Below are 20,116 nucleotides of genomic sequence, written 5' to 3'. Positions count from 1 at the left end.
TAGATAAAGTGCGTTTTGCCGGGCATCAGCCTGCCGTCGGCGTCCCTGTCGCTGCGTCCGCCAACGTATCCGGCGTGCAACGCAGGTCGCCGATCATCAGCACATTGTTTTCCGTGCGGCCGCGGCTCGGGTCGAGGCGGAACTGGCACAGCAACTGGTTGCCGTGGCGCACTTCAAGGGTTGGTGAACCGGCGTTCATTTCCATGGAGAAGAAGCCGTCCACTTCACTGACCCCGCGACTGGCGTGGTTGATGATGTGGTGGCCTTTGAGCGGGCTGCCCTGGAAGTCCACCAGGCGACCGAGCACGGTGAGGGTTTTCATCACGCGAATCTGGCGATACTCGACGCCGCCCTTGTTCAGGTGATAGCTGGAACGGGCCGGCTGGATGGTCGCGGCCGGTACGTGATTGCCCTCGAAATCGAAACTGACCGAGCTGCTTTTGTAGGCGGTGATCGGCACGAAATTGCGCCCCGGCCTGAGCACCGCGCTGCCACCGCTCAAATCGTCGGCGCGCAGGGCGATGTCATCGATGTCCGATTCGACATCGATGATCATGCCGGCACCGTTGCGGTGGTACTGGCTGGTCACGACCATTTTTTGCCCGCCGACGGCGACGGTGCTGTCGAGGTTCAGGCCACCGGTGAAATCGTTGTTGAATGAGGAGCGCTGGATAAAACCGTCAGCGTTGACCCGCTCCGATTGCATCGTCGCCATCGCGTTCATGCCGATGCCATAGGTGTCGGTGATGGCCGTGGCGGAAACGCTTTGCAGCAGGTGATCCTGCAAGTCTTTGCGGTAGGTGACCGAGGCATTGTTATCGCGTCCGCCGTCTCGATCGGTGCGGGTGCCGATGCTGCCGGAGATCTGTTCGCCCGGCCCGCCCAAGGCGATGTTGACGCTCAGGTCGACGCCACGATTGCGGTCATTGCCCGAGTTGAAACTGCCCGGCCTGTCGAACAGCGACAAACGCCAGTTGGCGTCGCTGCCGAACAATCGGCCGCGCTGGCTCCACCCCAGATCCACACCGACGCCTTCGGTGTTGCCCTCGCTGTGGGACACCCTGGCATTGACCGAACTTTTGCTGGTGAGCCGATGGTTCAGCGACAACGACGAGTTGCTGGTCTGGCCGATAAACACGTTGCGCTGTCGCACCCGCGTGCCGTCCGGCAGCGTGTCGTAGAGCCGGGTGGTGTCGAGCCAGCTGCGGTTGTGGCTGGCGACGATGCTGCCGCTGCCATAGGAATAAAGCCCCTGCACATCGAGTCCGGTGCCGTAGTCCTCGGTCTGGTAGACGTTGGCATAGACGCTGGCATTGTTGACGACGGCCCAATCGACCGAGGTGCCGTATTGCAGGCTGTCACGCACCTGTCGACCCGACAGGCCGAGGATGACACGCGGATGCAGCAGAAAGTTGAAGGCGGCACCGGCCGTCATGTCGCCGTCGTTCTGATCGTCCCAGTTGCTGAGCAATTTGGACTCACGTCCGGCGAACAGGTTGTAGCGCCATTGCTCGTCGTGGTTGCGCCAGTTGTTCGGTTTGTAGACCAGTTCCTGGGTGCTGGAGGTGATCTGGCCGTCTTCGATCAGGCGCACTTCCACTTCATAGATACCGCCGGGCAACGGCCGCGTGTCGAGGGTTTGCAGGCCTGCGGGCATCGCCTGCGTATTGATCAGCAAACCGTCGCGGTAGATCTCGACCGAGCCCTGGCGATTGGCGGTGACGTAGATTGGGTAGACCGCCGGTGTCGGCTGATTGATGGCCAGGCTGTCGGAGCTGCCGTACATCACACCCAGCGCCGTGTCGGGAGCCGCGCCGAAGGAACGCGGCTGGCGAGTCAGCCCTTCGGAGGTGGGGGTGAAATAGCCCAGGCGCACAAAGCTGCCTTCCAGTTCACGCTGGGTATAGAGCTCATGCACGGCGTGATAGGTCTGGTTATCCACACCGCCCAGTCGCGACAGTTGCAGGTTCACCGCTTGAGTCCAGTTGCCGAGGCTGCTGCTGGCTTCAAGACCATAGCGCCCACCCAGGTCCTGGTTTTGCCCGCCGTTGAGGTTCAACTGGTTGCGCACGATCAACCCGGTGCTGCCGCCTTCGGGCTGGTTGTAATAACGCTGGACCTGATCGTCGCGCTCGGCGTTTTCCGTGAGGATCGACACCAGCGAATTTTCCAGGCTGTAGTGCACGGCCAATAGCCGCTCGGGGCATTTCGCCTCGCAGTTGCCCAGCGCCACGCCTTGCTTCAAATAGTTAGACCAGGTGTCGCGTTCACTGGCTTTGATCGTGCTGTCGCTGACATCGGTGAAGTCAACGAGGGTGATGCGGTCGTCGCGGGTTAACACGACCATCGCCTCCCCCAGAAATTGTTGGTCAAGTTCCACGCGCACCGCCAACGGTACATCGAAGAAGTGCTCTTCGAATTCGCTCGGCAAACCCTTGGCCTGCGCCAGCAAACTTCGAGGTGTATGGCCGTTGTCCGCTGGCGCGGCCAGGGCAGTTGCGCAAAAACACAAGGCAAGCGCCGTCGCGATGGGAGTCATCGGGAACATGAAAGAAATACTCTGTGGATAAAGACGGTGAAACCCGATCGACAGGGATTACGGCCCTATCGATCGGTGAGCGTTATCAAGCAAGAACTTGCTGACAGAACGCTGTCATTCAGATGCGCGGAATGGCATCAAACATGACGACGGGATTGGCGGTGTAAGTACCGACCTGATTGTTACCCGGCTTGTCGGCCGTAATCACCAGGTCGGCGCGCATGCCACCGTTGGACTCGACGTCGCCGACCACTTCCTTCGAATCGGCAGTCAGTACGGTGCCGTTGAAGGTGTAGGTCAGCGGAATGTTCAAGGTCGCATTACCGTTGAACAGCGGCGTCGGGCCGCCGACGACGTATGCGCCCACCGAGCCGTTGGTGTGCTGGATGTCATAAGTGCCACGGACCTCCGACAGGGTGCCGGCGCCAATGATGTATTGCATTTTTTCGTCTTTACCGAAGTTCAGGTCCACGGGTTGAGCGTGAAACACTTTGCTCGGGATTTCCGCGGTGATGTTGATGGAGGTGCGCGACTCATCGGCAGCGAACGCCATCGAAGCACTCAGGGCCAGGAGGGTCATCGGAGCGGCGATTGCAAACTTCTTGAACATTGTTTAGTACCTGTCTTTTTCAAAGGATTGGTCCGTGGAAAGCGTGAATCGTCCCTATCGCCGGTTTAAATAGTGGCAATTTGGCTCAACTTTCGACGGAGAGAATGATCGGCCAATTACCTGAGAAAGTAAGTACGTAACTTCCGAAGAACTTGTAGTAACAACCGTCCACGAGCAAGTAGAAAAAACCTGATAAATCAATAATTAAACCATTCACCCGACAGAAACATACTACAAACAGTTTTAACAAAAAAAGCACACAGTGAAACTAAATACAGTCTCTGTAAGACAAAGACTACTTAGGCTTAATTATTAATAATCACTCTCTGTTAGTTACGCACAATTAGATCAATCACTCTAAAACAGCAAGCTGCAAAACGGCTTTTTCCCGCCCCTGCACTGAAATCCGCTACGGCGTCCTTCGGCGGCGACCGTTGGTCCTGTTCGCTTGCCTTCTCAATAAGATATATCTTAAGTTGTATCTAAACACGACAGAGAGAAGGAAAAATGAGAGACCATCATTCCCCCCACCGCGAACACGGTGACGGCCGCGACGGCTTCGAGAAACGTCCCAGTCGCGAACGCGGCGGTCGCGGCCCGCGGGTGTTTGCCCCCGGAGATCTGAAATTGCTGCTGCTGGCGCTCATCGCCGAACAGCCCTGCCACGGCTACGACTTGATCCGCCAGATCGAAGGCATGTTCGACGGCGCCTACAGCCCCAGCCCCGGCGTGATCTACCCGACCCTGACCTTTCTGGAAGAAAGCGAAATGATCCAGGGCGATGCCGAAGGTGGAAAAAAACGCTACAGCGTGACCGACGCCGGTCGTCTGTCTTTAAGTGAGCAAGCGGTTGCACTGGACGGCGTGCGCATGCGCATCGATGTCAGCAAGCGCTCATTGCGCGGCCATGACCGTCCGCCCGAGATCCACGAAGCGGTGCATAACCTGCGTCATGCGTTGCAACTGCACCACGGTCGCTGGAGCGCGGAAGAAATCATTCGGGTCGCCGCCCTGCTCAACAACACCGCCAAAGCCATCGTCGATGGCCCCATCATTCAACCCGCTCAGGAGAAAGCTGAATGACTGAAGTGATCGAGCACACCATTCACCGTGTCATGCATGAAATCAAACGCCGTCGCCTGCAAGTGCTGCGCGTGGTTGACCTGACACCGCGCATGCGCCGGATTACCCTGGGCGGCCCTGAACTGGCAGGCTTCATCAGCCTCGGTACCGACGACCACGTCAAACTGCTGTTCCCGCAGAACGCGGCAGAACAAGCGGCGCTGGAAACCCTGGTGCTCGGTGCCGGCAAGGACAACGGCCCGATGCCGGCGATGCGCGACTACACGCCGCGTCGCTACGACCTCGACACGCTGGAACTGGACATCGACTTTGTGTTGCACGGCGACGGCCCTGCTTCGACCTGGGCGGAACAGGCAAAACCGGGACAGTTCCTGCACATTGGCGGGCCACGGGGATCGATGATCGTGCCGGACATGTTCGACAGCTATTTGCTGATCGGTGACGAGACGGCGATCCCCGCAATTGCGCGGCGTCTGGAGGGTTTGGCGGCCAATCGCCAGGCGCTGGTGATCATTGAAGTGGAGAACGGCGCGGAACAGCAAAAGCTCGAAAGCCCGGCGCAGGTCAATGTGATCTGGGTGTTGCGCGAGGGTGGCAAAAACAACTTGCTGACCACCGTTAAACAGCTGCAAGTGCCTAGCGGCAATCTATACGCGTGGGTGGCGACCGAAACCAAAGTGTCGCGGCAGATTCGTCGGGTGCTGCTGGACGAGCACGGGCTGAACGAGCAGTTCGTCAAAGCCGTCGGCTATTGGCGACTGGACGACACCGACGAAGAATAAACACAGACCTTGTAGGAGCCAGCTTGCTGGCGATGGGGCCCTTGAATTTTGCATCGATCTCGAGGCCGCCATCGCCGGCAAGCCGGCGCCTACAGGTCCGTGTGATTCAGGCGTATCGCCGCCACCGATCCAACGCGATCACCAACAACGCAATCACCACAAACCCCGCCAACAATCCGCCCGCATTCACAAACACCTGTGGATAACCCAGCTTGTCGACATCAATGAACGGATAGGGATAAACCGCCAGCAGATGCCCGCGCAGCAGCGCATAGGCGAAGTACAGCAACGGGTAAATCACCCACAGCGCAATGTGCCGCAGACGCAAGGTGCCTTTGGGCACACACAACCACCACCAGGCCAGAAACAGCAACGGCATGACGTCGTGCAGCAGTTCATCGGCCAGCCATTGCCAGCCTTCGGGATGCCACAGATGGCGCAACAGAATGTTGTAGGCGAGGCCAACCACGGCGATGCTCACGGCAACCCCGCTGCTGACCGACGGCTGCAAAAACCAGCGTCGCGCAGCCGACTCGCGGGACGTCAGTGTGCAGGTCAGCACGGTCGCCACCAGCGTGTTGCTGAGCACGGTGAAGTAGCTGAAAAAACTCAGCAGTCCGCCCAGCAGACTGGCGCCCAGCGTCCAGCGCGAATAGAAAATCAGGTACAGCTGAATGCTCAATCCCGCCCAACCGAGGACAGCAGCCACGGCCACAAAACGACGGCGCACGGCAGGTTGCATGATCATGTTCAGAGCGGTCGCTTGGTACGCATCAACTTGACGTACAGGCGTTCGACCTTCTCCCGCGCCCACGGGGTCTTGCGCAGGAAGGTCAGGCTCGACTTGATGCTCGGATCACTCTTGAAGCAGCGGATATCGATGCGCTCGGCCAGCCCCGACCATTCGTAATGTTCAACCAGCGCGTTGAGGATTTGCTCCAGTGTCACGCCGTGCAGCGGGTTGTTGTTCTGTTCGGTCATGCCGGGCCTTCGAGCGATGTGTGAATTGGAAGCCGCGCACCTTAGCCGAGGGGGTGTTCGGGTGGAAGGGTTCTGTGCGCTATCTGTTGAATGTAGGCGAAACGGGACAAAACATTTGAATGCGATCACGCAATCCCTTGTAGGAGCTGGCTTGCCAGCGATGGGGCCATTGAATCTTGCATAGAACGTGAGACCGCCATCGCCGGCAAGCCGGCTCCTACAGGGTGTTGTGGTGTGCTGACTGTTACCGAATCAACAAAAATTCATCTCGGCAAAAGGCCTTTCTCTATTTGTAACAGAACATTATCCTTACGCCCGAACCTGCTGAAACGCTTCCGCTAGCCGCTTCGCCCCTCACTTCCCAGAAAAAGACCAAGAATTCCCTCTCTATGCCTTATGTTCAATTTTTGCGAGACAGCGCTGTCTTCGCGCCTGTTTCCCAGCGAAAAGTCCTTAACCTGATCGGCGGATTCACCGCGTTGGGGCTCGCCACCTGCGCTCAGGCCGCCCCGGCCTTCGATAGCGAATCGCCGTGGATGCTCGGCGACTGGAACGGCACGCGCACCGAACTTTCTGAAAAAGGCTACGACTTCAAAGTCGATTACACCGGTGAAATGGGCAGTAATCTGCACGGCGGCTACGACCACGATCGCACCGCGCGCTACAGCGATCAGTTCGGCCTCGGCACGCATCTCGATCTGCAGAAAATTCTGGGTTGGGACGACGCGGAATTTCAGCTGACCATCACCGAACGCAACGGCAACAACATCAGCAATGACCGGATCAACGATCCGCGGGTCGGCGGTTTCACTTCAGCGCAGGAAGTCTGGGGTCGCGGGCAAACCTGGCGCCTGACGCAGATGTGGTATCAGCAGAAATTCTTCGATCAGAAGCTCGACATCAAGGTCGGCCGTTTTGGCGAAGGCGAGGATTTCAACAGCTTCCCCTGCGACTTCCAGAACCTGGCGTTCTGCGGCTCCCAGGTCGGTAACTGGGTCGGGGGCATCTGGTACAACTGGCCGGTCAGCCAGTGGGCGATGCGAGTCAAGTACCACCTGACGCCAGAGCTGTACGCGCAGGTCGGCGCGTATGAGCAGAACCCGTCGAACCTCGATCGCGGCAATGGTTTCAAGCTCAGCGGCAGCGGCACCCAGGGCGCAATTTTGCCGGTGGAGCTGGTGTGGACGCCGAAGCTCAACGGCCTGCCGGGCGAATACCGCGCCGGTTATTACTACAGCAACGCCAACGCCACCGATGCCTACAAGGACAGCAATGGCCAGCCCGCCGCCCTGAGTGGCGAGGCCTATCGCAGCGCGTCGAGCAAGCACGGCGTTTGGCTCGGTGTGCAGCAGCAGATCACCAGCCGTGCGAGCGACAACTCTCGTGGTTTGAGCGTGTTCGCCAACGGCACGATGCACGACAAGAAGACCAACGCCATCGACAACTATGTCCAGGCGGGCGTCGTCTACAAAGGCTTGTTCGATGCGCGCGCCAAGGACGACATCGGTTTCGCCCTCGCCCGGGTTCACGTCAACCCGGCCTATCGCAAAAATGCCGAGGCGAGCAATCAGGCCCATGCGGTCTCCGACTTCGACGATCCGTCCTTCCTGCCGCCGCAGGACACCGAATACAGCGCCGAACTCTATTACGGCGTGCACGTCACGAACTGGCTGACGGTGCGCCCGAACCTGCAATACATCCGCCACCCCGGTGGCGTGGACAAGGTCGATGACGCGCTGATTGGCGGGATCAAGATCCAGTCGCAGTTCTAACAAACACCGCAAAACCTGTAGGAGCCGGCTTGCCGGCGATGGCGGTGTATCAGCCAATACAGATGTCGACTGACACACCGCTATCGCCGGCAAGCCGGCTCCTACAGGGACCGCATCAACCGAACTTCTTTATATGAACCCTGCCCGCGCCGGATCGTCATCTACAGTGAACTTGCGCGGGACTACTTGAAACGTCACGGAGAACCACACTATGAGCACTGATGGTGCTTTGAGTCGAAGCCGTCTATTGCCGACCCTGCTCGGCATTCTGCTTCTGCTAATGGGCCTGGCCATGCTGGCCGGGGGGATCAAGCTGAGCATGCTCGGCGGCTCGCTGTATTACCTGCTGGCCGGTATCGGCCTGGCGCTGACCGGCGTGCTGCTGATTGTCGCTCGCCGCGCAGCCTTGGGCCTGTACGCGTTGGTGCTGTTCGCCAGCACCGTTTGGGCCTTGTGGGAAGTCGGCCTCGACTGGTGGCAACTGGTGCCGCGTCTGGCGCTGCTGTTTGCGCTGGGCATCGTCATGTTGCTGCCGTGGTTCCGTCGTCCGCTGCTGCGCGAAGGCGCCGCACCGAAAGGCACCGGCGCGCTGAGCGTGGCCGTGGTGCTCGCTGGCGTGGCCGCACTGGCCAGCCAATTCACCAACCCTGGTGAAATCAAAGGCCAACTGGACCGCGACAGCGTACCGGGCATGACCAACACCGCCCCGGCCATGCCCGACGGTGACTGGAACTCCTACGGCCGCAGCGCTCACGGTGATCGTTACTCGCCACTGGCGCAGATCACCCCGCAGAACGTCAACAAGCTCGTTCCGGCCTGGACCTACCGCACCGGCGACCTGCCGGGGCCGAACGATCCGGGTGAAACCACCGCTGAAAACACCCCGCTGAAAGCCAACGGCATGCTCTACGTGTGCACGCCGCACAGCCAGGTGATCGCGCTGGACCCGGACACCGGCAAGGAAATCTGGCGTTTCGATCCGAAGCTCTCCACGCAAAACGCGGCGAACTTCAAGGGTTGGGCGCACATGACCTGCCGTGGCGTGACGTATCACGATGACGCCGCTTACGCCTCCGAGCAGAGCCCGACCGGCAGCGCCAGTGCGCCTGTCGCCAGCGTCTGCCCACGCCGTATTTTCCTGCCGACCGCCGACACCCGCCTGATCGCCCTGAACGCCGACACCGGCAAGATGTGCGAAGACTTCGGCGACAAAGGCCAGGTCGACCTGCGCGCCAACATCGGTGGTTTCACCGCCGGCGGCTACTACTCCACTTCGCCTCCAGCGGTCACCAAGGACCTGGTGGTGATTGGCGGTCACGTCACCGACAACGTCTCCACCGACGAGCCGAGCGGCGTGATCCGTGCGTTCGACGTGCACACCGGCAAACTGGTGTGGAACTGGGACAGCGGCAACCCGGACGACACCACGCCGATTGCCGAAGGCAAGGTCTACACCCGTAACTCGCCGAACATGTGGTCCATGTTCGCCGTCGACGAAAAACTCGGCATGCTGTACCTGCCGATGGGCAACCAGACGCCGGACCAGTTCGGTGGCGCTCGCACCCCGGAATCGGAACTGCACGCCGCCGGCCTGACCGCCCTCGACATCGGCACCGGCAAAGTGCGCTGGCACTTCCAGTTCACCCACCATGACCTGTGGGACATGGACGTCGGTGGCCAGCCAACCCTGATGGACCTGAAAACCGCAGACGGCGTGAAGCCGGCGGTACTCGCGTCCACCAAGCAAGGCAGCATCTACGTACTCGACCGCAGCACTGGCCACGCGATTGTGCCAATCAACGAAGTGCCGGTTCCGCAAGGCGCTGTCGAAGGTGATCACACTTCGCCGACCCAACCGAAATCCGACCTCAACCTCATGCCACCGCCGCTGCAAGAGCGCGACATGTGGGGCGTGACGCCGTTCGACCAACTGATCTGCCGGATCGACTTCAAGTCCATGCGCTACGACGGCCCGTTCACCCCGCCGTCGCTGCAGGGTTCGATCGTGTATCCAGGCAACTTCGGCGTGTTTGACTGGGGCGGCATCTCGGTTGACCCGGTGCGTCAGATCGCTTTCGTGAACCCGAGCTACATGGCGTTCAAATCGAAACTGATCCCGGCCGCCGAAATCGCAGCCCAAGGCCCGCGTAAAAGCGAAACCGAAGGCGTGCAGCCCAACAAAGGCGCGCCGTACGGCGTAGTCCTCGAAGCATTGCTGTCGCCAATGGGCCTGCCGTGCCAGGCGCCGGCATGGGGTTATGTAGCGGCGGTTGACCTGACCACCGCCAAAGTCCTGTGGAAACACAAGAACGGCACCGTGCGCGACAGCTCGCCGGTTCCGATCCCGCTGAGCATGGGCGTGCCTAGCCTGGGCGGCACCTTCACCACCGCTGGTGGCGTTGGTTTCCTGAGCGGCACCCTCGACCAGTACCTGCGTGCCTACGACGTGAAAAACGGCAAGCAACTGTGGGAAGGTCGCCTGCCTGCGGGCGCGCAAACCACACCGATGACCTACACCGGCAAGGACGGCAAGCAATACGTGCTCGTCGTGGCGGGCGGTCATGGATCGCTGGGCACCAAGCAAGGTGACTATGTGATTGCGTACAAACTGTCCGAGTAAGTTTTAGCGGCGGTTAAAGCAAAGGCGACTCCCGCGAGGGGGTCGCCTTTTTTGTGATCGCCCCCCTGTAGGAGCCGGCTTGCTGGCGATCGCTGACGTACAGCCAACATCAACGTTGAATGTTAAACCGCTATCGCCAGCAAGCCGGCTCCTACAAGGGTGGTGCAGGTCCGTTAAATTGTGGGCAACAAAAAACCCGCCGTAGCGGGTTTTTTGTTGCAGCGGTCAGCGGATCAGAAATCCTCCAGCCGCCACACTTCATAAGCCGGTGTCTCGTAGGGATGGCTCTGCTTCAAAGCCACCACCACCGAACGGATCAACTCATCCGCCACCACCAGCTCAACTTTCCATTCCTCAACCTGTTCGACCTGCCCTGCTTCGCCAATGAACGGCTGACTGCCCTCCATCGGACGAAACTGACCCAGGCCCAACACCTGCCATGCGCAGTGCTCGTAAGCACCGATCCGCCCGCCACCGGCAGCGAACACAGCGCTTTTGACCACCTCGACATGGCTGGCCGGAACAAAGAAGCTGAGCTTGTACACGGCGCTTAGTTCACCCACACGCGAGCGTTACGGAACATGCGCATCCATGGCGCGTCTTCGTTCCACTCTTCCGAACGCCACGAGTTCTGCACAGCGCGGAACACACGTTCCGGGTGCGGCATCATGATCGTCACGCGACCGTCGCGGCTGGTCAAACCGGTGATCCCGCGCGGCGAGCCGTTCGGGTTGGCCGGGTACTTCTCGGTGACCTTGCCATGGTTGTCGACGAAACGCATCGCCACGCAACCCGACAGATCAGCTTCCAGCAACGCTTCTTCACTGGAGAACTCGGCATGACCTTCACCGTGTGCGATGGCGATCGGCATGCGCGAACCGGCCATGCCTTGCAGGAAGATCGAGTTCGACTCCTGGACCTGAACCATCGCCACACGGGCTTCGAACTGCTCGGAACGGTTACGCACGAAGTGCGGCCAGAACTCGCTGCCCGGGATCAGCTCGTGCAGGTTGGACATCATCTGGCAACCGTTGCACACGCCAAGGGTGAAGCTGTCGTTACGTTCGAAGAAACCCTGGAACGCATCGCGGGCGCGGCTGTTGAACAGCGCGGACTTGGCCCAGCCTTCACCGGCGCCCAGTACGTCGCCGTAGGAGAAGCCGCCGCAAGCGACCATGCCCTTGAAGTCGTTCAGGTCGACACGGCCGGCCAGAATGTCGCTCATGTGCACGTCGATCGCGTTGAAACCGGCGCGGTCGAACGCGGCCGCCATTTCCACCTGACCGTTGACGCCCTGCTCACGCAGCACGGCAACCTGTGGGCGGATGTTTTTCTTGATGTAAGGCGCGGCGACGTCCAGGTTGACGTCGTAGCTCAGCTTGACGCTCAGGCCCGGGTTGTCTTCTTCCAGCAGCACGTCGAACTCTTGCTCGGCGCAGTCGGCGTTGTCACGCAGACGCTGGATCTGGTAGCTGGTTTCAGCCCATGTACGCTGCAGCAGACGACGCTGACCTTCGAACACGGTTTCGCCGTTGAAGGTGATGCTGATCTCGCCGTTGTTCATCGGCTGACCGATCACCGACACGCAGTCGCCCAGGCCAGCAGCGCTGAACTGCGCGAGGATGTCCGGGGTGGCGTCCTGGCGAACCTGGATCACGGCGCCCAGTTCTTCGTTGAACAGGATCGCCGCGATGTCGGCGGAGGTTTCCGCCAGGCCGTCGAGGTTCAGGCTCAGGCCGCAGTGACCGGCGAAGGCCATTTCCACGGCGCTGGTCAGCAGACCACCGTCGGAACGGTCGTGGTAGGCCAGCAGGTGACCATCGGCGTTGAGGCCCTGGATCACCGCGAAGAAGGCTTTCAGGTCTTCGGCATCATCGACGTCCGGCGCTTGCGAGCCGAGCTTGCCGTGAACCTGGGCCAGGATCGAGGCGCCCATGCGGTTCTGGCCACGGCCCAGATCGATCAGGATCAGGTCGGTAGTGCCCTTGTCCATGCGCAGTTCCGGGGTCAGGGTCTGACGGATGTCAGCCACTGGCGCGAAACCGGTCACGATCAGGGACATTGGCGAGGTGACGGTCTTGTCTTCGCCGTTGTCGTTCCAGCGCGTGGCCATGGACATGGAGTCCTTGCCCACCGGAATGGTAATGCCCAGCTCAGGGCACAGTTCCATGCCGACCGCTTTCACGGTGTCGTACAGACGCGCGTCTTCACCCGGGTGACCGGCTGCGGACATCCAGTTCGCCGACAGTTTGATGTCGGAGATCTTGTTGATGCGCGAAGCGGCAATGTTGGTCAGCGTTTCGCCGATGGCCATGCGGCCCGACGCCGGAGCGTTCAGCAGAGCCAGCGGAGTACGCTCGCCCATGGCCATGGCTTCACCGGTGTAGACGTCGAAGCTGGTGGCGGTGACGGCAACGTCGGCCACCGGAACCTGCCACGGGCCGACCATCTGGTCACGGGCCACGAGGCCGGTGATGGTGCGGTCGCCGATGGTGATCAGGAAGCTTTTGCTCGCCACGGCCGGGTGATGCAGAACGCGATCGACGCAGTCTGCAATCTCAAGGGTCGACGGATCGAAATCGTCGCCCAGCTCGTTTTCACGAACGGCCGAACGGTGCATGCGCGGGGCTTTGCCCAGCAGCACTTCCAGTGGCATGTCCACCGGGCTGTTACCGAAGTGGCTGTCGGTGACCGTCAGTTGCGGCTCGGCGGTGGCTTCGCCGACCACGGCGAACGGGCAACGCTCGCGCTCGCAGATCGCCTGGAAGCGTTCGAAGTCAGCAGGGCCGACGGCCAGAACGTAGCGTTCCTGGGATTCGTTACTCCAGATTTCGTGCGGGGCCATGCCCGGCTCGTCGTTTGGAATGTTGCGCAGTTCGAAGCGGCCACCACGGTTGCCGTCGTTGACCAGTTCCGGGAAGGCGTTGGACAGACCGCCCGCACCCACGTCGTGGATGAAGCTGATCGGGTTCTTGTCACCCAGTTGCCAGCAACGGTCGATAACTTCCTGGCAGCGACGTTCCATCTCAGGGTTTTCGCGCTGTACGGAAGCGAAGTCCAGGTCAGCCGAGCTGGTGCCGGTGGCCATGGAGGAAGCTGCGCCGCCGCCCAGACCGATCAGCATCGCCGGGCCGCCGAGCACGATCAGCTTGGAGCCGACGGTGATCTCGCCTTTCTGTACGTGTTCGGCACGGATGTTACCCATGCCGCCGGCCAGCATGATCGGCTTGTGGTAACCGCGAACTTCGTCGCCACGCGGGGTGGTGATCGACTGTTCGAAGGTACGGAAGTAACCGGTCAGGGCCGGACGACCGAATTCGTTGTTGAACGCGGCGCCACCCAGTGGGCCTTCGATCATGATGTCCAGCGCGGTGACGATGCGCTCAGGCTTGCCGTACGGCACTTCCCACGGCTGTTCGAAGCCAGGGATCTGCAGGTTCGACACGGTGAAACCGGTCAGGCCGGCCTTTGGCTTGGCGCCACGACCGGTAGCGCCTTCGTCGCGGATCTCGCCACCGGAACCGGTGGACGCACCCGGGAACGGGGCAATCGCGGTCGGGTGGTTGTGCGTTTCGACTTTCATCAAAATGTGCACCGGCTCCTGCACCGCACCGTATTGGCGGGTTTCAGGATCCGGGAAGAAACGGCCGGCGACATTACCGACGATCACCGAAGCGTTGTCCTTATAAGCGGACAGAACGCCTTCGCTGTGCATCTGGTAAGTGTTCTTGATCATGCCGAACAGGCTTTTTTCCTGGCTCTGACCGTCGATGTCCCAACTGGCGTTGAAGATCTTGTGACGGCAGTGCTCGGAGTTCGCCTGGGCGAACATCATCAGTTCGATGTCGTGCGGGTTGCGCTTCAAACCAACGAAGGCGTTGACCAGGTAGTCGATCTCGTCTTCGGCCAGGGCCAGGCCCAGCTCGGTGTTGGCTTTTTCCAGCGCGGCGCGGCCGCCACCCAACACGTCGATCGCGGTCAGCGGCTTCGGTTCGGCGTGGCTGAACAGGCCGGCGGCCTGTTCAAGGTTAGCGAGCACGATCTGGGTCATGCGGTCATGCAGAACATCGGAGATCAGCTGCGCTTCGGCGTCGCTGAACTGGCCGGCGACGTAGAACGCGATACCGCGCTCCAGGCGCTGGATCTTACTCAGGCCGCAATTGCGAGCGATGTCGCTGGCCTTGCTGGACCATGGCGAAATGGTGCCGAAACGCGGCAACACCAGGAACAGGCGACCGGTCGGTTCTTGAACCGGTACGCTTGGACCGTACTTCAGAAGGCGCGCGAGCACCTGCTGTTCGTCGCCGGTCAGGACGCCGGTAACTTCGGCGAAGTGAGCGAATTCAGCATACAAGCCGCTGACAGCCGAAACCTTCTGGCTCAGTTGCTCAAGGAGTTTGCTGTGGCGAAAGGCAGAAAGGGCAGGAGCGCCGCGCAGGATCAACATCTTCGGGACAGCCTCGGGAAGGGGTGTGCTTTGAGGCCGTGCATTCTAGCCTAAACCGCCCGCGACATCACCCGAAACGGTACGGGCGGCGTCACCCAGACGTCGGGCCGGGTATCCGGGGCTGAAACAGCGGTCGGCCAGGTGTTATTTTTTGTGTCACAAAAAGCCATTCGAGCCCATTCCTGCGGGCTCCAGAGCGGTTTTCCGCTCTCTAGCAGACAAGGCCTTCGCTGTCGAGATATGGCGCTCGTGGTCCTTTGCGTATACTGCGCAGATGTTTTCCCCAACGGCTTTGCGTCCGCGGTACGCCAAATGGCTGATCGCAACCGGACTCTTCCTGATGCTCAGTGGCTGTGTTGATAAACCCAACACGCTGGAGCGCGTAAAGGAGGATGGCGTGCTGCGGGTGGTTACCCGAAACAGCCCCGCTACCTACTTTCAGGATCGCAACGGTGAAACCGGCTTCGAATACGAGCTGGTGAAGCGCTTCGCCGACGATCTGGGGGTCGAACTTAAAATCGAAACCGCCGACAACCTTGACGACCTGTACAGCCAGGTGGGCAAGCCCAACGGTCCGGTGATCGCTGCGGCCGGCCTGGTCAGCAGCGAAGCGCGCAAACAGCAGGTTCGGTTTTCCCACTCTTATCTGGAAGTCACCCCGCAGATCATCTATCGCAACGGCCAGTCGCGGCCGACCGAGGCAAAGGATCTGGTCGGCAAGAAGATCATGGTGCTCAAGGGCAGCACCCACGCCGGGCAACTGGCGGAGTTGAAGCAGAAGTTTCCCGGCATTGAATACGAAGAGTCCGACGCGGTTGAAGTCGTCGACCTGTTGCGCATGGTCGATGAAGGCCAAATCGATCTGACCCTGGTCGACTCCAACGAAGTGGCGATGAACCAGGTCTACTTCACCAATATTCGGGTCGCCTTCGACCTCGGAGACGCCAGCGACCAGAGCTGGGCCGTGGCCGCCGGCGACGACAACAGCCTGCTCAACGAGATCAACGCCTACCTCGACAAGGTGAAGAAGAACGGCACGCTGCAACGCCTGAAGGACCGTTATTACGGGCACGTCGACGTACTCGGCTACATGGGCGCCACCACCTTCGCCCAGCATTTGCAGCAACGACTGCCCAAGTACGAGCAACACTTCAAGACCTACGCCAAGAAAGAGAAGGTCGACTGGCGCCTGCTGGCGGCGGTCGGTTATCAGGAATCCCTGTGGCAAGCGGCCGTCACGTCGAAGACTGGCGTGCGTGGCCTGATGATGCTGACCCAGAACACCGCGCAAGCCATGGGCGTGTCCAATCGCCTCGATCCGAAACAGAGCATCATGGGCGGCGCCAAGTACCTGGCCTACATGAAGGAACAGCTGGATGAGTCGATCCAGGAACCGGACCGTACCTGGTTTGCGCTGGCGGCCTACAACGTCGGCAGCGGTCACCTGGATGACGCGCGCAAACTGGCGGCCAAGGAAGGGCTGAACCCGGACAAGTGGCTGGACGTGAAGAAAATCCTGCCGCGCCTGTCCGAGAAGAAGTGGTACAGCAAAACCCGTTACGGCTACGCCCGCGGCGGCGAGCCGGTGCATTTCGTGGCGAACATCCGTCGCTACTACGACATCCTGACCTGGGTGACGCAGCCTCAGCTGGAAGGCAATCAGGTGGCCGAAGGCAATCTGCATGTGCCGGGGGTCGACAAGACCAAGCCGCCCCAGGAAACCCCGCAGCTTTAGATTTGTGTGATGTTTGAGGACGCTATCGCCGGCAAGCCGGCTCCTACAGGATCGTGTTCAACACATAATTTACGCAACGACACGGTCTTGTAGGAGCTGGCTTGCCGGCGATAGCAGCGCCGCGGTCTTAGCCTTTTAGCGCTGCGGCCAGAATCAACGCCTTCATTTCAGCCACCGCCGACTTGAACCCGACAAACAACGCATGCGCCACCAGCGCATGGCCGATGTTCAGTTCGTTGATGCCCTTGATCGCCGCGACCGCTTCGACGTTGTGATAGTGCAAACCGTGACCGGCGTTGACGATCAAACCCTGCGCCAGACCAAACGCCACGCCATCGGCCACGCGCTTCAGCTCTTCAGCCACGTCCGTCGGTGTCTCGGCATCGGCATAACGACCGGTGTGCAATTCAATCGCCGGAGCACCGACACGACGGGACGCTTCGATCTGACGCTCGTCCGCATCGATGAACAGCGACACTTCGCAACCGATCTTCGCCAGGCGATCCACCGCAGCCTTGATCCGCGCTTCCTGCCCCGCTACGTCCAGGCCACCTTCGGTGGTCAGTTCCTGGCGGGTTTCCGGCACCAGGCAAATGTGCGCCGGACGGATACGCTCGGCGAACACCATCATTTCTTCGGTGACGCCCATTTCGAAGTTCATGCGGGTTTGCAGCACATCCTTGAGCACCAGCACGTCACGTTCCTGGATGTGCCGACGGTCTTCACGCAGGTGCACGGTGATGCCGTCAGCGCCCGCCTCTTCCGCGTCCAGTGCGGCCTTGACCGGATCGGGATAGCGAGTGCCCCGGGCCTGGCGCAGGGTGGCAACGTGGTCGATGTTCACGCCAAGAAGAATGCGATTGCTGGTGGTCACGGAAGCGCTCCAGAAGAAGAGAAAGTTCGGTGCACAGCATACACGGGGCAACAGGGTCTGTTGATCCTTGGTGGGAGCGAGCCTGCTCGCGAAGAGGATGTAACATTCAGCATTGATGCTGGCTGTCACAGCGCTTTCGCGAGCAGGCTCGCTCCCACCAGGAGCAAAGATCAAGACCCTACGGCTTTCGAAACAACTCTCGGGAAACCAGGGGACGACCGCCCAGGTGAACGGCCAATGCCTGGCGCATCAAACGCTTGGCGGCGGACAACGCGCCGGGAGCCGACCAGTCGGCGTCGGCCATGGCCAGCAACTCGGTGCCGTTGAACAGACCGGGTTGCAGCAGATAGACCTGCTCCAGGCCGGCATCCACCTGTAGACGATACAGACCGTCCGGCGCGATGGGTTCGCCGTGAATGTCGGTGTTCAGCGCGAAGCCGTAACCGAGATCGTCGAGCAAGCGCCATTCGAAGGAACGCAGCAGCGGCTCCAGCGGGCGGCCTTCGGCCAGCGCAAGCAAAGTCGCGGCGTAGTGATCGAAGACAGCGGGATGGGGATCCTCTGATGGCAACAGGCGAATCAATAGTTCATTGAGGTAAAGACCGCTGAACAACGCTTCGCCGATGAGCCATGTCGACGTACCGGCACTTTCCATGCGTCCGACATTCTTCAATTCACCACGTCCCCGGAACTCGACTTCCAGCGGCACGAACGGCCGCGCCAACGTCCCGGCCTTGCCCCGCGCACTGCGCAACACCGCCCGCAGCCGACCTTGCGGCGTGAGGAAATCCACCAGTGCGCTGTTTTCGCGGTAGGCGCGGGAGTGGAGGACGTAGGCGGGTTGGCCGATGGGCTGGGACATGGAGCTCTCAATGACGGATCGCGATTTTACTAACACCCCAAAACCACTGTGGGAGCGAGCCTGCTCGCGATGAGGGACTGACATTCAACAAAATTGTTGACTGACCGACCGCTATCGCGAGCAGGCTCGCTCCCACAGTTTTATCACCTGGGCTCAGGTTTACAGGTCGCCGTAACCCAGCGAACGCAATGCGCGCTCATCGTCGGACCAGCCGCCTTTCACTTTGACCCAAAGGTTGAGCATGATCTTGGAGTCGAACAGCAGCTCCATATCCTTGCGCGCCTCGGTGCCGATGCGCTTGATGCGCTCGCCCTTGTCGCCAATGATGATTTTCTTCTGGCCGTCACGTTCGACGAGGATCAACGCATGAATGTGCAGGGTTTTCCCCTGCTGCTTGAACTCTTCGATTTCCACGGTGATCTGGTACGGCAGCTCGGCGCCCAGCTGACGCATGATTTTCTCACGCACCAGTTCAGCGGCGAGGAAGCGGCTGCTGCGGTCGGTGATCTGGTCTTCCGGGAAGAAGTGATCGTTTTCCGGCAGGTGCTCGGCGATCACTCGCTCCAGCGTGTCGAGGTTATGCCCGTGCTGGGCCGAGATCGGCATGATCTGCGCGTTCGGCAGCTGTTCCTGCAACCAGGTCAGGTGCGGCATCAGCTCGGCTTTGTCTTCGATGCGGTCGGTCTTGTTCAGCGCCACGATCAGCGGGCCGGTCACGTACTGGACACGCTCGAGCACCATCTGGTCTTCGTCGGTCCACTTGGTGCGATCCACCACGAAGATCACCACGTCGACGTCTTTCAACGCCGCCGAAGCAGTCTTGTTCATGTAGCGGTTCAAGGCCTTTTCGCCGCCCTTGTGCATGCCCGGGGTGTCGACGTAGATCGCCTGGACGGCGCCTTCGGTCTTGATGCCCAGCATGTTGTGGCGGGTGGTCTGAGGCTTGCGCGAAGTGATCGCGAGCTTCTGGCCGAGGATGTGGTTCAGCAGCGTGGACTTGCCCACGTTGGGACGGCCGACGATGGCAACATAGCCACAGCGTGTTGCGGTTGAATCAGTCATTGCCATTCTCCACACCCAGGGCTATCAGTGCTGCGGCGGCCGCTACCTGTTCGGCAATACGACGACTCACACCCTGACCTCGGCTTTTTTCATTCAGTAAGGTGATTTCGCATTCGACGAAGAACGTCCGGCAATGCGGCTCACCCTGGATATCCACCACTTCGTAACGCGGCAGCTCACAACCACGGGACTGCAGGAATTCCTGCAGGCGGGTTTTTGGATCTTTGTTGGTGTCGACCAGTGTCAGGCCTTCGAACTCACCGGCCAGCCAGGCCAGCACGCGCTCGCGTGCCATGTCCATGCCGGCATCCAGGTAGATCGCACCGATCAGCGCTTCCAGGGCATCGGCCAGAATCGACTCGCGACGGAAACCGCCGCTTTTCAACTCGCCGGAACCCAGACGCAGGTAATCGCCCAGATCGAAACCGCGGGCCAGTACAGCCAGAGTCTCACCTTTCACCAGGCGTGCGCGCAAACGCGACAACTGGCCTTCGCGAGCCAGCGGGAAGCGATCGAACAGCGCCTCGCCAGCGACGAAGTTGAGGATGGCATCACCGAGGAATTCCAGGCGTTCGTTGTTACGCCCGGCAAAGCTGCGGTGAGTCAGGGCCAGGACCATCAGTTCCTGATCCTTGAAGGTGTAGCCGAGCTGACGCTCTAGACGGCTTAAGGAGACGCTCACGGTTTACCCACGCTGAGTTCGTGGCTGGATTCCACCGCCATCGCCGTGGTGCGGCGCAGGCTTGGGA

At 60.5% G+C, this 20,116-nt stretch carries 15 protein-coding genes; 5 read left to right on the top strand and 10 right to left on the bottom strand.

Annotated features, from left to right (window positions below; translation table 11 throughout):
• Positions 1-25: 25 nt before the first annotated feature.
• Positions 26-2,548 (bottom strand): CS1-pili formation C-terminal domain-containing protein, encoded by a 2,523-nt coding sequence (locus ACYZUC_RS25845; protein WP_461991250.1) that lies wholly within the window; start codon positions 2,546-2,548, stop codon positions 26-28.
• A gap of 109 nt (positions 2,549-2,657) precedes the next feature.
• On the bottom strand, positions 2,658-3,149 hold the full coding sequence (locus tag ACYZUC_RS25840; protein ID WP_461991248.1) for a CS1 type fimbrial major subunit: 492 nt from the start codon (positions 3,147-3,149) through the stop codon (positions 2,658-2,660).
• A 507-nt stretch (positions 3,150-3,656) separates the two neighbouring features.
• Between ACYZUC_RS25840 and ACYZUC_RS25835 the strand changes: the two genes are divergently transcribed.
• Positions 3,657-4,232, top strand: coding sequence for a PadR family transcriptional regulator (locus tag ACYZUC_RS25835; protein WP_461991246.1), 576 nt, complete (start codon positions 3,657-3,659; stop codon positions 4,230-4,232).
• A complete protein-coding gene (locus tag ACYZUC_RS25830; protein WP_008043265.1) occupies positions 4,229-5,014 on the top strand; it encodes a siderophore-interacting protein in 786 nt (261 codons plus the stop codon). Before ACYZUC_RS25835 ends, ACYZUC_RS25830 begins: the two co-directional genes overlap by 4 nt.
• 106 nt (positions 5,015-5,120) lie before the next feature.
• On the opposite strand, the gene ACYZUC_RS25825 is transcribed toward ACYZUC_RS25830, so the two are convergent.
• On the bottom strand, positions 5,121-5,756 hold the full coding sequence (locus tag ACYZUC_RS25825; RefSeq protein ID WP_461996765.1) for a Pr6Pr family membrane protein: 636 nt from the start codon (positions 5,754-5,756) through the stop codon (positions 5,121-5,123).
• A gap of 8 nt (positions 5,757-5,764) precedes the next feature.
• Complete coding sequence (locus ACYZUC_RS25820; RefSeq protein ID WP_007903672.1) at positions 5,765-5,995, bottom strand: VF530 family protein; 231 nt, start codon at positions 5,993-5,995, stop codon at positions 5,765-5,767.
• Positions 5,996-6,384: 389 nt separating this feature from the next.
• On the opposite strand from ACYZUC_RS25820, the gene ACYZUC_RS25815 reads away from it, so the two are divergent.
• Positions 6,385-7,767 carry a carbohydrate porin gene (locus ACYZUC_RS25815; RefSeq protein WP_461991243.1) on the top strand — a complete coding sequence of 461 codons (1,383 nt, stop codon included), beginning with the start codon at positions 6,385-6,387 and terminating at the stop codon, positions 7,765-7,767.
• Between the two features lie 211 nt (positions 7,768-7,978).
• Entirely contained in the window at positions 7,979-10,387 is a 2,409-nt protein-coding gene (locus ACYZUC_RS25810; RefSeq protein ID WP_461991241.1) for a glucose/quinate/shikimate family membrane-bound PQQ-dependent dehydrogenase, read from the top strand.
• Between the two features lie 233 nt (positions 10,388-10,620).
• Here ACYZUC_RS25810 and ACYZUC_RS25805 read toward each other — a convergent pair whose 3' ends face one another.
• Positions 10,621-10,932, bottom strand: coding sequence for an NGG1p interacting factor NIF3 (locus tag ACYZUC_RS25805; RefSeq protein ID WP_461991239.1), 312 nt, complete (start codon positions 10,930-10,932; stop codon positions 10,621-10,623).
• Between the two features lie 5 nt (positions 10,933-10,937).
• Entirely contained in the window at positions 10,938-14,834 is a 3,897-nt protein-coding gene (gene purL, locus ACYZUC_RS25800; RefSeq protein ID WP_461991237.1) for a phosphoribosylformylglycinamidine synthase, read from the bottom strand.
• 274 nt (positions 14,835-15,108) lie between these two features.
• On the opposite strand from purL, the gene mltF reads away from it, so the two are divergent.
• Positions 15,109-16,569 carry a membrane-bound lytic murein transglycosylase MltF gene (mltF, locus tag ACYZUC_RS25795; protein ID WP_461991235.1) on the top strand — a complete coding sequence of 487 codons (1,461 nt, stop codon included), beginning with the start codon at positions 15,109-15,111 and terminating at the stop codon, positions 16,567-16,569.
• A gap of 127 nt (positions 16,570-16,696) precedes the next feature.
• Here the strand turns inward: mltF and pdxJ are convergent, their stop codons facing one another.
• The 4 genes from pdxJ to rnc all read right to left on the bottom strand — a co-directional run bounded on the left by pdxJ (position 16,697) and on the right by rnc (position 20,049).
• Complete coding sequence (gene pdxJ / locus ACYZUC_RS25790) at positions 16,697-17,443, bottom strand: pyridoxine 5'-phosphate synthase (RefSeq protein WP_223437192.1); 747 nt, start codon at positions 17,441-17,443, stop codon at positions 16,697-16,699.
• Between the two features lie 178 nt (positions 17,444-17,621).
• The gene (gene recO, locus ACYZUC_RS25785) at positions 17,622-18,305 is read right to left on the bottom strand and encodes a DNA repair protein RecO (RefSeq protein ID WP_461991232.1); all 684 of its coding nucleotides are present in this window, start codon (positions 18,303-18,305) and stop codon (positions 17,622-17,624) included.
• 159 nt (positions 18,306-18,464) lie between these two features.
• Positions 18,465-19,367: a GTPase Era gene (era, locus tag ACYZUC_RS25780; protein WP_008026691.1), complete on the bottom strand. Its 903-nt coding sequence runs from the start codon at positions 19,365-19,367 to the stop codon at positions 18,465-18,467.
• Entirely contained in the window at positions 19,360-20,049 is a 690-nt protein-coding gene (gene rnc, locus ACYZUC_RS25775; protein ID WP_027924885.1) for a ribonuclease III, read from the bottom strand. The genes era and rnc overlap by 8 nt, the downstream gene beginning before the upstream one ends.
• Between the last annotated feature and the right edge of the window lie 67 nt (positions 20,050-20,116).

This window comes from Pseudomonas sp. GT1P32 (assembly GCF_054897805.1).
Note: the sequence above shows the minus strand (reverse complement) of the source record. Positions and strands in the feature narration are given on the sequence as shown.

Bases quoted from the DNA above. Each gene is read 5' to 3' on its own strand.
- recO (WP_461991232.1), bottom strand. From the start codon at position 18,305: ATGTCCCAGCCCATCGGCCAACCCGCCTACGTCCTCCACTCCCGCGCC.
- ACYZUC_RS25815 (WP_461991243.1), top strand. From the start codon at position 6,385: ATGCCTTATGTTCAATTTTTGCGAGACAGCGCTGTCTTCGCGCCTGTT.
- ACYZUC_RS25835 (WP_461991246.1), top strand. From the start codon at position 3,657: ATGAGAGACCATCATTCCCCCCACCGCGAACACGGTGACGGCCGCGAC.
- ACYZUC_RS25825 (WP_461996765.1), bottom strand. From the start codon at position 5,756: ATGCAACCTGCCGTGCGCCGTCGTTTTGTGGCCGTGGCTGCTGTCCTC.
- era (WP_008026691.1), bottom strand. From the start codon at position 19,367: ATGACTGATTCAACCGCAACACGCTGTGGCTATGTTGCCATCGTCGGC.
- mltF (WP_461991235.1), top strand. From the start codon at position 15,109: ATGTTTTCCCCAACGGCTTTGCGTCCGCGGTACGCCAAATGGCTGATC.
- ACYZUC_RS25810 (WP_461991241.1), top strand. From the start codon at position 7,979: ATGAGCACTGATGGTGCTTTGAGTCGAAGCCGTCTATTGCCGACCCTG.
- ACYZUC_RS25820 (WP_007903672.1), bottom strand. From the start codon at position 5,995: ATGACCGAACAGAACAACAACCCGCTGCACGGCGTGACACTGGAGCAA.
- ACYZUC_RS25840 (WP_461991248.1), bottom strand. From the start codon at position 3,149: ATGTTCAAGAAGTTTGCAATCGCCGCTCCGATGACCCTCCTGGCCCTG.
- purL (WP_461991237.1), bottom strand. From the start codon at position 14,834: ATGTTGATCCTGCGCGGCGCTCCTGCCCTTTCTGCCTTTCGCCACAGC.
- ACYZUC_RS25830 (WP_008043265.1), top strand. From the start codon at position 4,229: ATGACTGAAGTGATCGAGCACACCATTCACCGTGTCATGCATGAAATC.
- ACYZUC_RS25845 (WP_461991250.1), bottom strand. From the start codon at position 2,548: ATGTTCCCGATGACTCCCATCGCGACGGCGCTTGCCTTGTGTTTTTGC.